The sequence below is a fragment of the Streptomyces sp. NPDC101490 genome (assembly GCF_044767145.1).
In the GTDB taxonomy this organism is placed as follows: Bacteria; Actinomycetota; Actinomycetes; order Streptomycetales; family Streptomycetaceae; genus Streptomyces.
This window is the reverse complement of record NZ_JBIWNI010000011.1, coordinates 106,628-124,958: the sequence shown is the minus strand read 5'-3', so window position 1 is coordinate 124,958 and position 18,331 is coordinate 106,628. Positions and strand designations below refer to the sequence as shown.

17 protein-coding genes are annotated in these 18,331 nt (G+C 72.5%); 9 read left to right on the top strand and 8 right to left on the bottom strand.

Annotation, left to right across the window (positions count from 1 at the left end; translation table 11 throughout):
• Position 1 precedes the first annotated feature (1 nt).
• The 4 genes from ACIRQY_RS21210 (at position 2) to ACIRQY_RS21195 (ending at position 3,440) form a co-directional block, all read left to right on the top strand.
• Complete coding sequence (locus tag ACIRQY_RS21210; protein WP_351782002.1) at positions 2-919, top strand: F0F1 ATP synthase subunit gamma; 918 nt, start codon at positions 2-4, stop codon at positions 917-919.
• Positions 919-2,361 (top strand): F0F1 ATP synthase subunit beta, encoded by a 1,443-nt coding sequence (gene atpD, locus ACIRQY_RS21205; RefSeq protein WP_351782004.1) that lies wholly within the window; start codon positions 919-921, stop codon positions 2,359-2,361. Before ACIRQY_RS21210 ends, atpD begins: the two co-directional genes overlap by 1 nt.
• 111 nt (positions 2,362-2,472) lie before the next feature.
• On the top strand, positions 2,473-2,847 hold the full coding sequence (locus tag ACIRQY_RS21200; protein WP_366442317.1) for a F0F1 ATP synthase subunit epsilon: 375 nt from the start codon (positions 2,473-2,475) through the stop codon (positions 2,845-2,847).
• A gap of 146 nt (positions 2,848-2,993) precedes the next feature.
• Positions 2,994-3,440, top strand: coding sequence for a DUF2550 domain-containing protein (locus tag ACIRQY_RS21195; protein ID WP_351782010.1), 447 nt, complete (start codon positions 2,994-2,996; stop codon positions 3,438-3,440).
• A 159-nt stretch (positions 3,441-3,599) separates the two neighbouring features.
• Here ACIRQY_RS21195 and ACIRQY_RS21190 read toward each other — a convergent pair whose 3' ends face one another.
• The 3 genes from ACIRQY_RS21190 to ACIRQY_RS21180 all read right to left on the bottom strand — a co-directional run bounded on the left by ACIRQY_RS21190 (position 3,600) and on the right by ACIRQY_RS21180 (position 7,399).
• Entirely contained in the window at positions 3,600-5,351 is a 1,752-nt protein-coding gene (locus ACIRQY_RS21190; RefSeq protein ID WP_403928011.1) for a glycosyl hydrolase family 18 protein, read from the bottom strand.
• A gap of 207 nt (positions 5,352-5,558) precedes the next feature.
• Positions 5,559-6,206, bottom strand: a complete 648-nt coding sequence (locus ACIRQY_RS21185; RefSeq protein WP_403927910.1) for a response regulator — start codon at positions 6,204-6,206, stop codon at positions 5,559-5,561.
• Positions 6,203-7,399 carry a histidine kinase gene (locus ACIRQY_RS21180; RefSeq protein WP_351782016.1) on the bottom strand — a complete coding sequence of 399 codons (1,197 nt, stop codon included), beginning with the start codon at positions 7,397-7,399 and terminating at the stop codon, positions 6,203-6,205. The genes ACIRQY_RS21185 and ACIRQY_RS21180 overlap by 4 nt, the downstream gene beginning before the upstream one ends.
• A 151-nt stretch (positions 7,400-7,550) precedes the next feature.
• Here ACIRQY_RS21180 and ACIRQY_RS21175 point away from each other — a divergent pair, with 151 nt between their 5' ends.
• Positions 7,551-8,171 (top strand): hypothetical protein, encoded by a 621-nt coding sequence (locus tag ACIRQY_RS21175; protein ID WP_403927906.1) that lies wholly within the window; start codon positions 7,551-7,553, stop codon positions 8,169-8,171.
• Here the strand turns inward: ACIRQY_RS21175 and ACIRQY_RS21170 are convergent.
• The 4 genes from ACIRQY_RS21170 to ACIRQY_RS21155 all read right to left on the bottom strand — a co-directional run bounded on the left by ACIRQY_RS21170 (position 8,091) and on the right by ACIRQY_RS21155 (position 12,064).
• Positions 8,091-8,663 carry a cob(I)yrinic acid a,c-diamide adenosyltransferase gene (locus ACIRQY_RS21170; protein WP_351782022.1) on the bottom strand — a complete coding sequence of 191 codons (573 nt, stop codon included), beginning with the start codon at positions 8,661-8,663 and terminating at the stop codon, positions 8,091-8,093. The genes ACIRQY_RS21175 and ACIRQY_RS21170 overlap by 81 nt on opposite strands.
• A 538-nt stretch (positions 8,664-9,201) precedes the next feature.
• Positions 9,202-10,353 carry a cysteine desulfurase family protein gene (locus tag ACIRQY_RS21165; protein WP_403927903.1) on the bottom strand — a complete coding sequence of 384 codons (1,152 nt, stop codon included), beginning with the start codon at positions 10,351-10,353 and terminating at the stop codon, positions 9,202-9,204.
• A 32-nt stretch (positions 10,354-10,385) separates the two neighbouring features.
• Positions 10,386-11,150 carry a hypothetical protein gene (locus tag ACIRQY_RS21160; protein WP_403927900.1) on the bottom strand — a complete coding sequence of 255 codons (765 nt, stop codon included), beginning with the start codon at positions 11,148-11,150 and terminating at the stop codon, positions 10,386-10,388.
• On the bottom strand, positions 11,147-12,064 hold the full coding sequence (locus ACIRQY_RS21155; RefSeq protein WP_403927897.1) for an EamA family transporter: 918 nt from the start codon (positions 12,062-12,064) through the stop codon (positions 11,147-11,149). Before ACIRQY_RS21155 ends, ACIRQY_RS21160 begins: the two co-directional genes overlap by 4 nt.
• 233 nt (positions 12,065-12,297) lie before the next feature.
• Here ACIRQY_RS21155 and ACIRQY_RS21150 point away from each other — a divergent pair, with 233 nt between their 5' ends.
• The 3 genes from ACIRQY_RS21150 to ACIRQY_RS21140 all read left to right on the top strand — a co-directional run bounded on the left by ACIRQY_RS21150 (position 12,298) and on the right by ACIRQY_RS21140 (position 16,655).
• A complete protein-coding gene (locus ACIRQY_RS21150) occupies positions 12,298-13,146 on the top strand; it encodes a 3-hydroxyacyl-CoA dehydrogenase family protein (protein ID WP_351782034.1) in 849 nt (282 codons plus the stop codon).
• 124 nt (positions 13,147-13,270) lie between these two features.
• A complete protein-coding gene (locus ACIRQY_RS21145; protein WP_351782036.1) occupies positions 13,271-13,594 on the top strand; it encodes an STAS domain-containing protein in 324 nt (107 codons plus the stop codon).
• Between the two features lie 211 nt (positions 13,595-13,805).
• Positions 13,806-16,655, top strand: coding sequence for an ATP-binding protein (locus ACIRQY_RS21140; protein ID WP_403927893.1), 2,850 nt, complete (start codon positions 13,806-13,808; stop codon positions 16,653-16,655).
• Positions 16,656-16,792: 137 nt separating this feature from the next.
• On the opposite strand, the gene nucS is transcribed toward ACIRQY_RS21140, so the two are convergent.
• Positions 16,793-17,461, bottom strand: coding sequence for an endonuclease NucS (nucS, locus tag ACIRQY_RS21135; protein WP_351782042.1), 669 nt, complete (start codon positions 17,459-17,461; stop codon positions 16,793-16,795).
• Positions 17,462-17,711: 250 nt separating this feature from the next.
• On the opposite strand from nucS, the gene ACIRQY_RS21130 reads away from it, so the two are divergent.
• Positions 17,712-18,104, top strand: coding sequence for an SCO5389 family protein (locus ACIRQY_RS21130; protein WP_366442302.1), 393 nt, complete (start codon positions 17,712-17,714; stop codon positions 18,102-18,104).
• The last annotated feature ends 227 nt before the right edge of the window (positions 18,105-18,331 follow it).

Below are 18,331 nucleotides of genomic sequence, written 5' to 3'. Positions count from 1 at the left end.
CATGGGAGCGCAGCTCCGGGTCTACAAGCGTCGCATCAAATCCGTCACCGCGACGAAGAAGATCACCAAGGCGATGGAGATGATCGCCGCCTCGCGTGTCGTCAAGGCGCAGCGCAAGGTGCAGGCGTCGACCCCGTACGCGACCGAGCTGACCCGCGCGGTCACGGCGGTGGCCACGGGTGCGAACGACAAGCACCCGCTGACCACCGAGGCGGCCAACCCGAGCCGTGCCGCGGTCCTGCTCCTCTCGAGCGACCGCGGTCTGGCCGGTGCCTTCAACTCCAACGCCATCAAGGCGGCGGAGCAGCTCATCAAGCAGTTGGAGGGCGAGGGCCGCGCGGTCGACATCTATGTCGTCGGCCGCCGTGGTGTCGCGCACTTCAACTTCCGTGAGCGGAAGCTGAGCGACACGTGGACCGGCTTCACGGACGAGCCCACGTACGCGGACGCCAAGAAGATCGCGGCACCGCTGATCGAGGCGATCGAGAAGGACACGGCCGAGGGCGGCGTGGATGAACTCCACATCGTCTACACCGAGTTCGTCTCGATGATGACCCAGACGGCGGTCGAGGCCCGGCTGCTGCCCCTCAGCCTCGACGAGGTGGCGAAGGAGGCCGGCGAGCCGGACACCCTCCGCCCGCTGTTCGACTTCGAGCCGTCGGCGGAGGACGTCCTGGACGCCCTGCTGCCGCGCTACGTCGAGAGCCGTATCTACAACGCGCTGCTCCAGTCGGCTGCCTCCAAGCACGCCGCCACGCGCCGCGCGATGAAGTCGGCGACCGACAACGCGGGAGACTTGATCAACAATCTCTCCCGACTTGCCAACGCGGCCCGCCAGGCCGAAATCACCCAGGAAATCAGCGAGATCGTCGGTGGCACCGCAGCCCTCGCCGACGCGACCGCGGGGAGTGACAAGTAATGACGACCACTGTTGAGACGGCCGCCGCCACGGGCCGCGTCGCCCGGGTCATCGGCCCGGTCGTCGACGTGGAGTTCCCCGTCGACGCGATGCCGGAGATCTACAACGCCCTGCACGTCGAGGTCGCCGACCCGGCCGAGGAGGGCGCGAAGAAGACGCTGACCCTCGAGGTCGCGCAGCACCTCGGTGACGGCATCGTCCGCACCATCTCGATGCAGCCCACCGACGGTCTGGTCCGCCAGGCCCCCGTGGTGAACACCGGCACCGGCATCACGGTGCCCGTCGGTGACGTCACCAAGGGCCGCGTGTTCAACACGCTGGGCCAGATCCTGAACGACCCCGAGGCCGAGGCCGAGGTCGGCGAGCGCTGGCCGATCCACCGCAAGGCCCCGGCGTTCGACCAGCTCGAGTCGAAGACCGAGATGTTCGAGACCGGCCTGAAGGTCGTCGACCTTCTCACCCCGTACGTCAAGGGTGGAAAGATCGGTCTGTTCGGTGGTGCCGGTGTCGGCAAGACCGTGCTGATCCAGGAAATGATCATGCGTGTGGCGAAGCTGCACGAGGGCGTTTCCGTCTTCGCCGGCGTGGGTGAGCGCACCCGTGAGGGCAACGACCTCATCGCCGAGATGGAGGAGTCCGGCGTTCTGGACAAGACCGCGCTGGTCTTCGGCCAGATGGACGAGCCCCCGGGCACCCGTCTGCGCGTGGCCCTCGCCGGTCTGACCATGGCGGAGTACTTCCGCGATGTGCAGAAGCAGGACGTGCTGTTCTTCATCGACAACATCTTCCGCTTCACGCAGGCCGGTTCCGAGGTGTCGACCCTGCTCGGCCGGATGCCCTCCGCGGTGGGTTACCAGCCGAACCTGGCCGACGAGATGGGTCTCCTCCAGGAGCGCATCACCTCGACCCGTGGTCACTCGATCACCTCGATGCAGGCGATCTACGTCCCCGCCGACGACCTCACGGACCCGGCGCCGGCGACCACCTTCGCCCACCTCGACGCGACGACGGTTCTCTCCCGTCCGATCTCCGAGAAGGGCATCTACCCGGCCGTGGACCCGCTGGACTCCACGTCCCGGATCCTGGACCCGCGCTACATCGCGCAGGAGCACTACGACGCCGCCACGCGCGTCAAGGGGATCCTGCAGAAGTACAAGGACCTCCAGGACATCATCGCGATCCTCGGTATCGACGAGCTGAGCGAGGAGGACAAGCTCGTTGTCCACCGCGCCCGCCGTGTCGAGCGCTTCCTGTCCCAGAACACCCACGCGGCGAAGCAGTTCACCGGTGTGGACGGTTCGGACGTTCCGCTCGACGAGTCGATCGCCGCGTTCAACGCGATCTGTGACGGTGAGTTCGACCACTTCCCGGAGCAGGCGTTCTTCATGTGCGGTGGCCTTGAGGACCTCAAGAACAACGCCAAGGAGCTGGGCGTCTCCTGAGCCCCGTGCTCTCCGAGGGGGGCGGGACAGGTCCCGCCCCCCTCACCACGCCCCCTAGAATTGACCCCAACACCCGGCACGAGCGCCGGGTGGTGACCCGAGGAGCCACCCTTGGCTGCTGAGCTGCACGTCGAGCTGGTCGCCGCGGACCGGAGTGTCTGGTCCGGCGAGGCCACCTTGGTCATCGCACGTACCACCTCCGGCGACATCGGCGTCATGCCCGGCCACCAGCCGCTGCTCGGTGTGCTGGAGTCGGGCCCGGTGACCATCCGTACCAGTGAGGGCGGGACCGTCGTCGCCGCCGTCCACGGAGGATTCCTCTCGTTCGCCGACGACAAGCTGTCTCTGCTCGCGGAGATCTGCGAGCTGGCGGACGAGATCGACGCCCAGCGTGCCGAGCGCGCGCTGGAGCGGGCGAAGACGGACTCCGACGGCGCCGCCGAGCGGCGCGCCGAGGTCCGGCTGCGCGCGGTGTCCGTCCGCTGACGGTCCGCGCCGAGTAGTAGTGCCCTCAGCCGCGGCACGGTCCGGAATTTTCCGGACCGTGCCGCGGCTGAGGCGATGCAGATGCAGGGTGTATCGGGTGGTGCCGGCGGTGCCGGCCACGGGACGCAGCGAGGAGGTCGGTGAAGATGTTCCTCGCTCTGCTCGTGTGCGGCCTGGTCGTCGCACTGGTGGTGATCGGGCTCTTCGTCTTCGGTCTGCGCCGGAGACTGATCCAGCGCGCCGGCGGCACGTTCGACTGTTCGCTGCACTGGAACGTCCCGGACGAGCCCGACCCGAGCGGCAAGGGCTGGGTGTACGGAGTGGCCCGGTACAGCGGCGACGAGATCGCCTGGTACCGGGTCTTCTCGTACGCGCCGCGCCCGCGCCGGGTCCTGGAGCGGTCCTCGATCGTCGCGCTGGAGCGGCGGATGCCGGAGGGCGAGGAGGAGCTGGCGCTCCTGTCCGACATGGTGGTCCAGCCCTGTATGTACGAGGGTGTCCGTCTGGAGCTCGCGATGAGCGAGGACGCCCGTACCGGTTTCATGGCCTGGCTGGAGGCGGCGCCCCCCGGGCAGCGGGTGAACGTCGCGTAGTTCCCGGCCCGTCGGGTGGGGTTGCCCCCGGACGGAGCCGGGGAGGGTGGACGCCGTCCGAGGCTGTCCGTTCGTCCCGGGAAGTGAGGAAGCGGGGGCCGGCGCGGTGCGCCGTCCCCCGCTTCGTCGTCCGAGCGGGTGGGTCAGATCCTCGTGCGGTTAGTTCAGACCGGAGTTGATCGCACCGACGAGCTCGCCGTTGCTGGTGTCACCGCTGAACTCCCAGAAGAACGCGCCGCCCAGGCCCTGGTTCTTCGCCCAGCCCATCTTGGACGTGACGGTGGCCGGGGTGTCGTAGCTCCACCAGTTGGTGCCGCAGTGGGCGTAGGCCGTGCCCGCGACGGTGCCGTTGGCGGGGCAGGAGTTCTTGAGGACCTTGTAGTCCTCGATGCCCGGCTCGTAGGTGCCCTGCGCCGGGCCGGTCGCCGTGCCGCCGGGGGCGGACTGGGTGACGCCGGTCCAGCCTCGGCCGTAGAAGCCGATGCCGAGCAGCAGCTTGTTGGCCGGGACGCCCTTCGCCTTGAACTTGGCTATCGCCTCGGCGGAGTTGAAGCCCGCCTGCGGGATGCCGGTGTACGAGGTGAGCGGGGAGTGCGGGGCGGTCGGGCCCTTGGCCGCCCAGGCGCCGAAGAAGTCGTACGTCATCACGTTGAACCAGTTCATGTACTGCGCCGCGCCGCCGTAGTCCGCGGCGTCGATCTTGCCGCCGGTGGACGCGTCGGCCGTGACGGCCGCGGTGACGAGGTAGTTGGCGCCGAACTTGGCACGCATGGCCTGCATCATGTTCTTGAAGGACGCGGCGCCGCTGGTGTCACAGGTGAGACCGCAGGCGTTCGGGTACTCCCAGTCCAGGTCGATGCCGTCGAAGACGTCGGCCCAGCGCGGGTCCTCCACCAGGTCGTAGCAGGACTGCGCGAACGCGGTCGGGTTCTGCATGGCCTGGCCGAAGCCGCCGGACCAGGTCCAGCCGCCGAAGGACCAGAGGACCTTGATGTTCGGGTAGGCCTTCTTCAGCTTGCGCAGCTGGTTGAAGTTGCCGCGCAGCGGCTGGTCCCAGGTGTCGGCGACGCCGTCGACGGACTGGTCGGCGGTGTACGCCTTGTCGTAGTCGGCGTAGGCGTCACCGATGGTGCACTTGCCGCCCTGGACGTTGCCGAACGCGTAGTTGATGTGGGTGATCTTGGGCGCGGAGCCCGAGGTCACGATGTTCTTCACGTGGTAATTGCGCCCGTAGACGCCCCAGTTGGTGAAGTAGCCCATCTTGATGGCGTTGGGCGGCGGCGGGGGGCCGCCGGTGGTGCGGACGGGCACCGGACCGCCGGCGGGGCCGGTCTGGTCGATGGTGTCGCGGGCCACGACCGTGTACGAGTAGTCGGTGCCCGCCGTGAGACCGCTGTCCGTGTAGGTGAGGGCGGTCGTGGTGGTCACCTTCGTGCCGTCGCGCAGGACGTCGTAGTTCTTGACGCCCTTGTCGTCGGTGGCCGCCGACCAGGTGATCTTCACCCCGGTGTTGGTGATGTCGGAGGCGACGGGGGTGCCGGGGGCGGAGGGCGGGGCGTCGCCGGGCGGGGTGCCGTCGCAGGAGGCGCCGTTGATCTTACAGCCGGTGGGCGCGCCGGAGCCGGTGCCGTTGTAGCCGAAGGTCACGCTGGCGCCGGGGGCGAGGGACCCGTTCCAGGCGAGGTTCTTCGCCGTCCAGTGGTTCGCCGCGCCCGTGACGGTGGCGTCCCAGGCGGAGGTCACCGCGGTGCCGGCGGGGTAGTCCCACTCGACGTTCCAGGAGCTGAGGCTGGTCGTGCCGGTGTTCTTGACCGTCCAGCTGCCGGTGAACCCGGAGCCCCAGTCCTGGGTCTTCGTGAACGTGGCGGTGGCGGAGGCCGCGGCCTCGGCGGGGGTGGCGAGGCCGACCATCGCGGCCAGGGGCAGGATCAGGGCGGTCAGACCGGCGGCGGTGCGACGTCTGAACCCTGTACTGCGCGTCAGTGCTTGAGTGCTCAACGGTGCTCCTCAAGTAGCGGACAAAGGTGGGGGTGGTCCGTGAAGATGCGCGCGCCCGCCGAGCGTAGGAAGGTCTGGACCAATCGTCAAGAGGTCCAGACCATCGTCGGCAAAGTTCTTCTAAACGCCCAACTCCTGCGCCAGTACGGCGGCTTGCACTCTGCTACGGAGCGCCAGCTTGCCCAGCACCTTGCTGACGTGGGTCTTCACCGTCGCCTCCGCCATGTCCAGACGTACCGCGATCTCCGCGTTCGAAAGGCCCTGGCCCAGCACCGACAGCACCTCGCGCTCCCGGGGCGTCAGGGCGTCGAGCACGGCGGGGTCCGTCCCCCGCGCCGCCGGACGGCCCGTCGCCGCGAACTCCGCGATCAGCCGCCGGGTCACCGTCGGAGCGATCAGCCCCTCGCCGCGCCCGACCGTCCGGACCGCCTCGATCAGCTCCCGGGCCTCCGCGTTCTTCAGCAGGAAGCCCGCCGCGCCCGCCCGCAGGGCCCCGAAGACATACGCGTCGAGATCGAAGGTGGTCAGTACGAGGACGTCCGCGAGGCCCTCCGCCACCACGATCCCGGTCGCCGTCACCCCGTCCATCCGGGGCATCTGCACATCCATCAGGACCAGGTCCGGGCGGAGTTCACGGGCCAGCTCCACCGCGCGCTCCCCGTCCGCCGCCTCCCCGACGACCTCGATGTCCGGCGCGCTGCCCAGGATGAGCACGAGGCCCGCCCGTACCGCCGACTGGTCCTCCGCCACCACGACCCGTACCGTCACTGCCGCTCCTCGTCGCTCGCGCCCACGGGCAGTTCCGCCCGGACCCGCCATCTTCTCCGGCCCTCGCCGTCCGTCACCGGGCCGGCCTCGAACACCCCGTCGAGCAGGGCGGTCCGCTCCCGCATCCCCACCAGACCGGCCCCCGAGCCGGGCGCCGTGGGGCCGGGACGCTCCCCGTACGGGCTCGTCACCTCCACCGCGAGGAGCCGCTCCTCCCGGGCGAGCGTCACCCTGACCTCACCGGGGGCGGCGTGCTTGAGCGCGTTCGTCAGGGACTCCTGCACGATCCGGTACGCGGCCAGCTCCACCGGCGCCGGAAGTCCGGCACCGGTCTCCCGGGTGTCGTCGAGGACCAGGACGAGGCCGCTCGGCCGGGCGTTGGCCCGCGCCTGCCCGACCAGCGCGTCCAGCGCGGCGAGGGTCGGTGCCACGGTGGGCTCGGTATCCCCGCCGCTGTCCCGGAGCAGCCCGATCAGCCGTCGCATCTCCGCGAGCCCCGCCACGCTGTTCTCCCGGATCACGGTCAACGCCTGCCGGGTGGTGGCCGGTTCGTCGAGCGAGAGCGCCGCCGTCGAGTGGATGGCGATGGCGGAGAGGTGGTTGGCGACCATGTCGTGCAGTTCGCGGGCCATCCGCGCCCGCTCGGCCACCACCGCCTGCGCCCGGTCCATCTCGGCGAGCAGCGCGGTCTGTTCGGCCCGCAGCCGGGCCGCCTCGGCGGCCTCGCGGTGGTTGCGCACGATGGAACCGGTCACGGCGGGCAGGAAGGAGATCATGCCGGTGATCACGCCGACGAGCAGCGCGACGGCGTTCTGCCACCAGACGAGGAAGCCGATCGTGACGGCGACGGTCACCAGACCGGTGCTGTAGGGGACGCGCCGGGCGGAGGCGGGGGAGCCGTACACCACGGCCGCGTAGACGAGGTCCGTGAACATGAGGACGGTGACCAGGTTGCCGTTGGTGAACTGGTCCGCCACGATCGCCAGCGTCCCCACGGTCAGGGCCGTCTGCGGCAGGACCCGGCGCACCGCCTCCATGGCGGCCATCACGGCCAGCGGGACGAGCGCGGCCCCCCGCTGATCGAAGATCCGGCCACTGGTCGTGTGGAGCCCGAAGGACCACAGGAGCAGCCCGCAGGCGAGTCCCGCGAAGGCGATGATCAGGTCCACACGGTGCGGGCGGGGGAGGGTCACGTACTCATCCAACACGGCGCCACCGGCCCCGGCCTCCTCGTCCGGGCCGATCCCCCCTCCGTCGAAGGATGTAGGCGTACGTCCTCACCGGCGACGACGAGCCCGGCCCGGAGCCACGGGAGGCTGGAGGGGAACGGAAAGGGGGATCGTCGTGATCGTCACGCTGATCATCGTCTGTGAGGTCGGCTTCTGGGTGCTGCTGGCCGCGGGGCTGGGCGCCCGCTACCTCCTGAGGATGCCCAGGACGGGCGCCGCGCTGCTGCTGTGCGAGCCGCTCCTGGAGGTGCTGCTCCTCGTGGTGACCGCGATGGACCTCAAGAACGGCGCGGACCCCAGCTGGCGGCACGGCCTCGCCGCCGTCTACATCGGTTTCACCGTCGGCCACGGCCATCGCACGGTGAAGTGGCTGGACGGACACGCGGCCCACCGCTTCGGCGGCGCCCCGCCGCCCCGGAAGCCGCCCCGCCACGGGATGGCCCGCGCCCGCCACGAGGGCGCGGTCTGGCTCGGTACGGCGGTCGCCGCCGCCGTGGCCTCGGCACTGCTGCTGCTGGCCATGTGGTACGTCGGCGACGCCGGGGACACGGACGGGCTGCGGCAGACGATCTACGCGGTCTGGCGGGCGGCGGGCATCCACGGCCTGATCGCGCTCAGCTACGCGATCTGGCCGAAGAAGGACCCGGGCGTCGGGTCAGCGCTCCCCACCCGGGACCCACAGCACGTCCCCGACCTCCCTGTTCGCGGTCCGCGCAAGGATGAAGAGCAGGTCTGAGAGCCGGTTGAGGTAGGTGGCGGTCAGCGCGTTCATCGTCTCGCCGTGCACCTCCAGGGCGGCCCAGGTGGAGCGCTCCGCCCGCCGCACCACCGTGCACGCCTGGTGCAGCAGCGCCGCACCGGGCGTGCCGCCGGGCAGGATGAAGGAGCGCAGCTTGTCCAGGTCCTCCAGGAAGCGGTCGCAGTCCGCCTCCAGACGGTCGACGTACGTCTGCTCCACGCGGAGCGGCGGGTAGGCGGGGGCCTCCGCCACGGGGGTGCAGAGGTCCGCGCCGACGTCGAAGAGGTCGTTCTGGACGCGGACGAGGACCTTCACGACCTCCTCGTCGAGCTGCCCCAGGGCGATGGCGGTACCGATGGCGGCGTTGGCCTCGTTGGCGTCGGCGTAGGCGGAGATCCGCAGATCCGTCTTGGCGGTCCGGCTCATGTCGCCGAGCGCCGTGGTGCCCTTGTCTCCGGTACGGGTGTAGATGCGCGTCAGGTTGACCATGGATCCAGCGTAGTCAGCCGGGGGCCCGCCGGAAGGCGCGTGTGCCGACCGTCACGGCGGGGCGGGGTCCCGAGGCTCGGCCGTCGCCGTCGCCGTTGCCTCGCGGGTGAGGCACTCGCGCTCCTTGAGGGGGCCGAGAGGTCACCGAGGGAGAAGGGAGCGCGGTGCCATGCGGGTGCGCGCGGGCCGTGCGCTGCCCCGGACCTGGAGGCCGGGGCAGCGCGGCCCGGTGCGCTCGCGGGGGCCCGGCGGATGCGGAGGCCCGGCGCACGCGCGGGGCCGGGCCGACCGGAAGGGTGTCACCCGGCGTACTTCCCGGGTCCGGCATCCCCGGGTCCGGTGCTTCCCGGGCCCGGCACCTCCGGAGTCCGGCACCTCCGGAGCCCGCCCCCCGGTCCCGGCCCACCTCGGGCCTCGTCCACCCCGGTCCCGGCGCGCTCTCCCAATCCCGGCCCACCCGCAGACCCTGCTTCATCTCCGGCCCAGGGCCCGGGACCCGGGGGTGCCGGGCCCCTCGGACCCCGCCGCCCCCGTCCGGTCACGCCGTCGTCGGGGATCCGCCCGGTGTCGCCGCCGTCGCGAGCGCGCGGGCCGCGCGGACCGCGTCCGCCTCCGTGGTGAACCGCCCGAACGAGACGCGGACGCTGCTCCGGACGCGCTCCGGCGGCAGCCCGATCGCCAGCAGCACGTGCGAGGGCTCCTGGGCCGCGCTGTTGCAGGCCGAACCCGTCGAGACGGCCACGTCCGCGACCTCCAGGAGCAGCTGCTGCGCGTCCACGCCCGGGAACGAGAGGTTCACCGCGTGCGGCAGGAACCCCGGCCCCACACCACTGTTCAGCACGTACGGGACCAGCCCCGACAGCTCGGCGAGGAACAGCTCCCGCAGCCCCGCCAGCCGTACCGCCTCCGCCTCCCGGCAGGCCGCGAGCACCCCGACGGCGGTGCCCAGACCGATGACGGCGGCGGTGTTGAGGGTGCCCGCGCGCAGCCCCCGCTCCTGCCCGCCGCCGTGCAGCTGCGGCACCAGCGGCGCCCGGTCGGACAGCCGGTGCGAGACGTAGAGGACGCCGACGCCCTTCGGGCCGTAGATCTTGTGCCCGGAGAAGGTCAGCAGATCCGCCCCGAGCGTCCTGACGTCCACCGGCAGCGAGCCCACCCCCTGGGTCGCGTCGCAGTGCAGCGGGACGCCCGCCGCCCGGGTCAGCTCCGCGATCCGGGCGACCGGCTGCACCGTGCCGATCTCGTTGTTGGCGAGCATCACCGAGACCAGCGCGGTCTCCGGCCGCAGTGCCGCCGCCACCCGGTCCGGGTCCACCCGCCCCTCGCCGTCGACGGGCAGCACCGTCACCTCGTGCCCCGCGTCCCGCAGCGCCCGGCAGGAGTCGAGCACCGACTTGTGCTCCACGGCGGTGGTCACCACGTGCCGGGCCGCGCCCGCCCCGACGACCCCCTTGATCGCCAGGTTGTTGCCCTCCGTCGCCCCGGAGGTGAAGCAGATCTCGCCGCGCCCCGCCCCGATGAACCGGGCGACCGCCCCGCGCGCCCGTTCGACCTCGCGGAAGGCGCGGATGCCCGCGGCGTGCGGGCTGGACGGGTTGGCGTAGCACTGGGTGGCGGCGAAGGTCATCGCCTCGACGACCGCCGGGTCCGTCGGCGTGGTCGCCTGGTGGTCGAGATAGATCGTGGACATGCCGGTTCTCCCTCTTCCGTGGTGACGGACGGTCAGAAGTCGTACGGGGTGTAGGTCAGCGCCAGCGGATCGGCGCAGGAGGGGTCGGTGAAGACCAGCACGATCTCCTCCTCGGGCGTGCCGAGGGTGCGCAGGTAGATCTCTGCGCCCTTGGTGACCTTGTCGCGGTCGGCGAGCGAGTTGATGTCCACGACGTGCCGGTGGGCGCAGTCGGGGAAGGCCCGCAGCCGGGTGAAGTAGCGGGCGAAGTACTCGGCGACGATCAGCGGGCAGCGCGGGACGACGTGGTCGTCCTTGACGACTCCGGCGAGCACCCTCTCGTACTGGCGGGAGCGGAAGACGATCTCGTCGCCCTCAGGGCTGAACAGCGGGTTCTCCCCGGGTTCGCGCAGCCGGCGCTTCATCGAACGGGCGGCCCGGTTGCGCAGGTTGCGCTCGCGGGTGACGGAGAAGGCGATCCCGGCCGCGGCGGCCGAGGCGGTGAGCGGCGAGAGGTCGGTCTCGGCGGGGCCCGCGGCCGGGATCGTACAGACGTCGGTGGAACAGGACATGCCGAGGTCGTTGACGATGACGTCGTAGAGGACCTTGTTGCCCCGGTGCAGGCGGCGCGCCGCCGCGCCGGTCTCCTGGGCGAGGGCGAAGGAGTTGAGGGAGAACGGGCCGATGCCCGCGGCCGTGTCGAAGTAGCCGCCCGCGACGAGGACAGCCGAGCGGGAGGTGGTGGAGACGGTCTCCAGGAGGGGCGCGACGCGGGGTCCGGGGCCCGTACGCCTTCCCGTGGTGGACGTGCTGGTCATGTGTGCACTCCGTTCTTCCGTTGCGGGGATCGATCGGGTGGTGCGGTCGGGTCCGGCCCGGCGCGGGCGGTGGCGCCCAGGCCCGTGCCGAGGGCCGCGCCCACCACGCAGAGCACGGCGGCCCACTGGGGCCAGGCGAGCCGTTCGCCGAGCAGCGCCAGGCCCACCAGGGCGGCGATGACCGGCTCCACCGTGGAGAGGACGGCGAAGACCCGGGGCGGCATCCGGCGCAGCGCGGCGAACTCCAGGGAGAACGGCACCACCGCCGTCAGGACCGCCACCGCGAGTGCCGCGCCCAGTACTCCGGGGGTCAGCAGCGTCCCGGCGGAGGGCGCTCCGAGGGCGGGGGCGACGGGCAGGGCGAGCAGGGCGGCGAGGGTGAGGCCGAGGGCCAGTCCCGAACCGCCCGGCACGGCCCGGCCGACCCGGGCGCCGAGCAGGATGTAGCCGGTGAGGGCCGCGCCGGTGAGCAGGCTGGCGGCGAGGCCGACCGGGTCGTCCATGCCCTTCGTGCCGCCGAGGACGAGCAGGCCGAGGGCGGCGAGCGCGACCCAGAGCCGGTCGAGCGCGCGCCGGGAGGTGAGGGCGGCCAGCAGCAGCGGTCCGCTGAACTCCAGGGTCACCACCACGCCGAGCGGGAGCCGGGCGGTGGCCTCGTAGAAGGCGAACTGCATCACGCAGAGGACGGCCCCGTAGGGGAGGAGCAGTCGCCAGTGGGCGCGCAGCAGCCGGGGGGAGGGGCGGGACAGCAGGAGGAGCAGGGCGGCGGCGAGGAGCAGGCGCAGCAGGGTCGCGCCCGCCGGGCCGGTCTGTTCGAAGAGGCGCTTGGCGAAGGCGGAGCCGAACTGGAGGCTGATCATGCCGGTCAGCAGGAGCAGCGGGGCGGGTGCGGTCACGAGGGCGTGCGGACGCACGGCGGCAACTCCTCCCGGGCGGACGGGCATCGGGCGAGCGTCGGACGGACGCACTCGACCATATACCCCCCATGGGTATGTGACGACCGCCTGGAGGCCCGAACGGGGTGCTGTGAGTGTGACGTCCGTCAAAGAAGGCGTGACGCGCGTTACTTCACGGTCACATGGCGCCCCGCGACCGCTAATCTCCGCCGGAGAGCCAGAAGTGAACAGGCGTTGAGGGGTGGAACATCGTGGCCAGGAAGCTCGCCGTCATCGGGGCCGGACTCATGGGATCCGGTATCGCTCAGGTCTCGGCACAGGCGGGCTGGGACGTCGTCCTGCGTGATGTCACCGACGCCGCGCTCACCCGGGGCACGGACGGGATCAAGGCCTCGTACGACCGCTTCGTCGCCAAGGACCGGCTCACCGCGGCCGACGCGGAGGCCGCCCTCGGCCGCATCACCGCCACCACCGAGCTCGAAGCCGTCGCCGACGCGGACGTCGTCGTCGAGGCCGTCTTCGAGAACCTCGACGTCAAGCACGAGATCTTCCGCTCGCTCGACAAGATCGCCAAGGATGGCGCCGTCCTCGCCTCCAACACCTCCGCGATCCCGATCACCAAGATCGCCGCGGTGACCGAGCGGCCCGAGGCCGTCGTCGGCACCCACTTCTTCTCCCCGGTCCCGATGATGGGGCTCTGCGAGCTGGTCCGCGGCTACAAGACCAGCGACGGGACCCTCGCCGCCGCCCGCGGGTTCGCCGAGTCCGTCGGCAAGACCTGCATCGTCGTCAACCGTGACGTCGCGGGCTTCGTCACCACCCGGCTCATCGCCGCCCTCGTCGTCGAGGCGGCCAAGCTGCGGGAGTCGGGCGTCGCCACCGCCGAGGACATCGACATCGCCTGCAAGCTCGGCTTCGGCCACGCCATGGGCCCCCTCGCCACCGCGGACCTCACCGGCATCGACATCCTGGTGAACGCGGCGAACAACATCTACACGGAGTCCCAGGACGAGAAGTTCGCACCGCCGGAGCTGATGCGCCGGATGGTGGACGCGGGTGACATCGGCCGCAAGAGCGGGCAGGGCTTCTACAAGTACTGAGCGGTACCCGCCACCCCGCCTCACCCCGTGGGGTGAATATCGGTAACGGTTCGCTGACAGGGCGCAACACTTCCGCCGGTACGGCAGTCAGTTGTTGCGAAGACGGAGCACTCGGGGAGCGCATATGCACATCAGGGGCGACCACGCCGAGCTGGTCGTCGGGGGCCGCCTCGACGTCCGCAGCGCGGCGGACGCCCGTACGGTCCTGCACTCGGCCGTCGACGACGGAGTCGGCGACCTGGTGCTCGACCTGACCGGACTCGACTCCTGGGACGCCACCGGACTCGGCGTCATCATGGGCGTCCACCGGCGGGCGGGCCGCTGCGGACGCCGTCTCGTCCTGCGCGGGGTGCCGCCCCAGATGCAGCGGCTGCTCGTCGCCACCCGGCTGCACCGCATCCTCGCCATCGAGGGCGGCCTCGCCCTGGAGTCCCTGCCCCGCGTCTGAGACACCCGGGACGGACCGGACCGGAGTGCCCCACGGGTGTGAAGCGACTGTGTGGAACAGGCGTCACGCTCAATCCTCACGAGACCGTGACGTCTTGGTCTCGGGGGCACCCCACCTGTTCCCGGCCGTCCGGCCACGGTCTAGGGTTCGGTCGCCCGCACATTGACGGAACCACCCCGCGGGCACCGGACACCGCTTGGGGGCTTGGACCATGGACCCGATCAACCGGGGGCCGGAGGAGTACGGACACGACAGCGAGGGCGACGACGCCCGCGCGGGACGCGGCACCCCCGCCCCCGCGCGAGCCCGTGTCGTCCGGCTCGTCTCCGGCGACCTGCTCGTCACCGTCAACCCCGTCGACGGCAGCGAGATCGAGGCATGCCCGCCCGGCCGGGAACCCGCCGCCCCCCGCCGCCGCACCCCGGAGGAGCGCGCCGAGGCCGCCCGCGCCGCCGCCCCGCCCGGCCCCAGTGCCCCCGAACTGCCCCTGCTCGAACGCCAGGAGCAGCGCGAACGGCTGACCCGCACCCTCCGCAGGGGCCGCACCGCCCGGCTGACCGGCCCCCCGGGCTCCGGCCGCACCGCCCTCCTTGACGCCGTCGCCGCCGACTGCGCCGACCTCGCCCCCGACGGCGTCGTCCGGCTCTCCGGCCACCACCGCACCCCCGGCGAACTCCTCCACGAACTGTTCACCACCGTCCTGGACACCGAGGACCACCGGCCCGGCCGGGACCTCCTCCTCGACCGGATCGGCGAGATCGGCGCCGTCGTGGTCGTCGACGACCTGGAGTTCGGCGGCGCCGCCCTCGACGAGCTCCTCGACGCCGCCCCCGAGTGCGCCTTCCTCCTCGCCGCAGGACCCGGGGTCCCCGCGCCCTCCACCGCCGCCCACGTCGAGGAGGTCCGGCTCACCGGTCTCGGCCGGGGCGCCGCCCTCTCCCTCCTGGAGAGCGCCGTCGGCCGCACCCTCACCGACGAGGAGGCCAACTGGGCCGGTGACCTCTGGTTCGAGTCCGAGGGCCTGCCGATCCGCTTCGTCCAGGCCGGGGCGCTGCTCCGGCAACGCGACCGGCTGCGCGTCACCCCCGCCGAGTTCGACGCCTTCGGAGCCCTGGAGGAGGCCTTCGGGCCCACCGACCCCGACGCCGCCGCGGTCGTCGCCGCCGCGGCCTTCGACGGTCTCGACGACCCCGACATCGAACTCCGCGACATACCCCTTCCGAGCCTCGGCGAGGGCGCCGCCCCCGCCGCGCTGCTCGCCTCCCGCCTCAGCCGCTCCGCCCAGGCCGCCCTGCGCTTCGTCGTCGCCCTCGGCGGCGAGGTCCCGCACCACGCCCACTTCCCCGCCCTCGTCGGCGACACCCACGCCGACGCCGCCCTCGGCGAACTCCTCGCCTGCGGCCTGCTCTCCCCGGTCGGCCCCCGCCACCGGCTCGCCGCCGGGGTCCTGACCCAGCTCCTCGCCCAGGGGTACGAGACCGAGGCCCTCGGCCGCGCCCACACGGTGGCCCAGCACTACGCCTGGTGGGCCGCCCACCCCTCCGTCACCCCCGAGCGGGCCGCCGCCGAGTCCGACGCCGTCCTCGCGGCCCTGTCGGCACTCGTCGCGGGAGCGGGATCGGGAGCGAGCGCCGGCACGAGCACGGACCCGCGTACGGGTACGCGTACGGGTACGCGTACGGACACCGGTACGCGCACGAGCAAGGGCGCGAGTACGGGTGGGGGTGCGGGACCGGAGGCCGGAACCGGCCCCGACGCCGTCGCCGACACCGGCGCCGACGGTGCGGAGCCCCCCGCAGACCTCGCGGACCCCGCCGCAGAACACCGCGCCACCGCCGTCCTCCTCGCCCGCGCCGCCGCGCCCGCCTTCGCCGCCGCACTCCACTGGGGCGCCTGGGAGCGGGCCCTGCGCGCGGGACAGGAGGCCGCCCGGCTCGCCGGGGACGTCGCCGAGGAGGCGTACTTCCACCACGAACTGGGCGTCCTCGCGCTCTGCGCCGGTCACCTGGAGCGCGCCCGCGCCGCACTGGAGGCCTCCATCGGGCTGCGCGGAGTGCTCGCCGACAAGCGCGGCACCGTCGCCGGGCGCCGGGCGCTCGCCCTCGTCGCCGATCTCTCCGGGGAGCTGCCCGCCCCGGTCCGTACCGCGGAACCCGTCGCCCCGCCGCGCGGCCGCGCCGCCCTGCCGGGCCCGGAGCCCGTCACCGCCCCGCTGCCGGTCGGCCCCGTCCGCACGGCCCCGCTGCCCGCCGTGAAGCACTTCCCGGCCCCGAATCCGGCCCCGGCCCCGTTCGTGCCCCCGGCCGCCCCGTTCGTGCCCCCCGCCCCGTTCGCCGTCACGGCCCCTTCGCCGGTCCCGGCCTTCCCCGAATCCGCCGACGGGGGCCACACGCTCGTCACCCGCCCCGGCACGGGCGGCCCCGGCCGCAAGGGCGGCTTCGCGCGCACCCTCGTCGGCGGCGCGCGCCGCAACCTCGCCGCCGTCGGAGCGGGCGCGCTGCTCGTCGCCGTCCTCGGCACGGTCGTCACCCTCGGCGCCACTTCCGGCAACGGCGTGGACCCCGCCGACAAGCAGGTCACCACCGAGGCCACGGCGACCGAGGGCGTCCCCGACGACGAGGGGGGAGAGGTGCCGGCCGAGGGCGAGACGGCGGAGCCGGGCGAGACCGGCCGGGCCACCCGCCCCGGCTCCCCCGATCCCTCGGACTCCGCGAGCGCCTCGCCCTCGGACCCGGCGGGCTCGGACAGCCCCGGCACCCCCGACCCCTCCGGCGCCTCCTCGTCCTCCTCCGGGGGCCCGGAGACCACGGCTCCCACGACGACGGCCCCGTCGACCACGCCGCCGCGCCCGACGACCCCGCCCACCACCTCGCCCACCGGGGCGACCACCCCGCCGGAGACAACACCTCCGACGACGCCCCCGACGCCCCCGACGACTCCGCCCACGACCCCGCCGACCACCGCGCCGAGCGCGAGCGAGGGCAGCCCCAGCAACTCCGCCTCCTCCTCCCTCGGCGGGCCCGCCCCGGAAGGACCCACGGCTCCGGAGCCGCCCGCCTGACCCGCGCACGGACACGAGGAAGGCCCCGGGCGCGTCCACCGCACCCGGGGCCTTCCCCGTACCGCCGCCGTTCCCGGGGAGTGTCACGGAAGTCCCGCCCGCCCTCCGGGCAGACGGCGCCACTTTCGAAACACGCCCTAGAACAGCCGCAGCTTGTCGTCCTCGATGCCGCGCATCGCGTCGTAGTCCAGGACCACACAGCCGATGCCCCGGTCCGTGGCGAGCACCCGGGCCTGCGGCTTGATCTCCTGGGCCGCGAACACGCCCCTCACCGGTGCCAGGTGCGGATCGCGGTTCAGCAGCTCCAGGTAGCGGGTCAGCTGCTCGACGCCGTCGATCTCGCCGCGCCGCTTGATCTCCACCGCGACCGTGGCCCCGTCGGCGTCCCGGCACAGGATGTCCACCGGGCCGATCGCGGTCGGGTACTCCCGGCGGATCAGGGTGTGCCCCTCACCGAGGATCTCGATGCGGTCGGCCAGCAGCTCCTGGAGGTGCGCCTCGACGCCGTCCTTGATGAGGCCCGGGTCGACACCCAGCTCGTGCGAGGAGTCGTGGAGGATCTCCTCCATCGTGATGATCAGTTTCTCGCCCGCTTTGTTGATCACGGTCCACACGTTCTCGCCGTCGGCGCCCTCCTTGAGGGTGCACGGCGGGGACATCCAGTTGAGCGGTTTGTACGCCCGGTCGTCCGCGTGGATGGAGACGCTGCCGTCTGCCTTGACGAGGATCAGACGGGGCGCGGAGGGCAGGTGGGCCGTGAGCCGGCCCGCGTAGTCCACGGAGCAACGGGCGATGACGAGACGCATGGTCCGCAACGCTACAAGACGGGCGCGCTTCCGCGCGATCCGGGCACCGCGCGGGAACCGTCCGGGAGTGTTCCTGAGCCGAACACCCGTCGGTTATCAGCCGGTTGTGTTCGCCATCTCCTGGTGCGGCCAGGACTGCGCGCTTACCGTGGAAGCTGGAGGTCGTCGTCCGTGCACGCTGCGTGGCGGCCGGCCCCGGCCTTCGCCCTGCCCGCAAGACCCCGTCCGCGGGGTCGCGAGAGGAGAACCCATGTCGCTCGACGTCTCACCGGCCCTGTTGGAACAGGCCGAGCGAGGCGAGGTCGACGAAGCCGACTTCGTCGACTGCGTCCGGACCTCCCTGCCCTACGCATGGGAGATGATCAGCTCTCTGGTGGCCCAGCTGAAGGTCGACGGCGGAGAGTTCGCCGACAACCAGACGCCGCCGCCGGATGAGCAGGCACGTGGTCAGCTGCTGCGCGCGCTGGCGAGCGACGCCATTCGCGGTGCGCTGCAGCGGCACTTCGGGGTGCGTCTCGCCTTCCAGAACTGCCACCGGGTGGCGGTGTTCCCGCTCGACCCGTCGGTGGACGAGCGCCTCACCCGCTTCACCTCGATCCGGGGACAGCTCCTCAACCAATCGCCGGAGATGCGCGACTGCTGAGACACGGTGCCGCCGCTCCGCGCCACGGGAGAAGCGGTCCACGCGACTCCCCCCGCGTCGCCGCGAGGAGCCGCCGGAGCGGCGGTACGGTCCCCACCCCCGGGGCGGGCTCCGTCCGCCGCGCCCGGCCGGACCGGCGACGCAGGAACTCCGCGCCCGGCCGGACGGGCGGCGCAGGACCTTCGCACCCCGGCCGGACCGGCCCTCCGGAGCCGCCGCGCCCCCGC

Excerpts from the sequence above, each read along its gene's own strand:
- ACIRQY_RS21210 (WP_351782002.1), top strand. The coding sequence starts at position 2 with ATGGGAGCGCAGCTCCGGGTCTACAAGCGTCGCATCAAATCCGTCACC.
- atpD (WP_351782004.1), top strand. The coding sequence starts at position 919 with ATGACGACCACTGTTGAGACGGCCGCCGCCACGGGCCGCGTCGCCCGG.
- ACIRQY_RS21195 (WP_351782010.1), top strand. The coding sequence starts at position 2,994 with ATGTTCCTCGCTCTGCTCGTGTGCGGCCTGGTCGTCGCACTGGTGGTG.
- ACIRQY_RS21190 (WP_403928011.1), bottom strand. The coding sequence starts at position 5,351 with ATGGTCGGCCTCGCCACCCCCGCCGAGGCCGCGGCCTCCGCCACCGCC.
- ACIRQY_RS21170 (WP_351782022.1), bottom strand. The coding sequence starts at position 8,663 with ATGGTCAACCTGACGCGCATCTACACCCGTACCGGAGACAAGGGCACC.
- ACIRQY_RS21165 (WP_403927903.1), bottom strand. The coding sequence starts at position 10,353 with ATGTCCACGATCTATCTCGACCACCAGGCGACCACGCCGACGGACCCG.
- ACIRQY_RS21160 (WP_403927900.1), bottom strand. The coding sequence starts at position 11,150 with ATGACCAGCACGTCCACCACGGGAAGGCGTACGGGCCCCGGACCCCGC.
- ACIRQY_RS21145 (WP_351782036.1), top strand. The coding sequence starts at position 13,271 with ATGCACATCAGGGGCGACCACGCCGAGCTGGTCGTCGGGGGCCGCCTC.
- ACIRQY_RS21140 (WP_403927893.1), top strand. The coding sequence starts at position 13,806 with ATGGACCCGATCAACCGGGGGCCGGAGGAGTACGGACACGACAGCGAG.
- nucS (WP_351782042.1), bottom strand. The coding sequence starts at position 17,461 with ATGCGTCTCGTCATCGCCCGTTGCTCCGTGGACTACGCGGGCCGGCTC.
- ACIRQY_RS21130 (WP_366442302.1), top strand. The coding sequence starts at position 17,712 with ATGTCGCTCGACGTCTCACCGGCCCTGTTGGAACAGGCCGAGCGAGGC.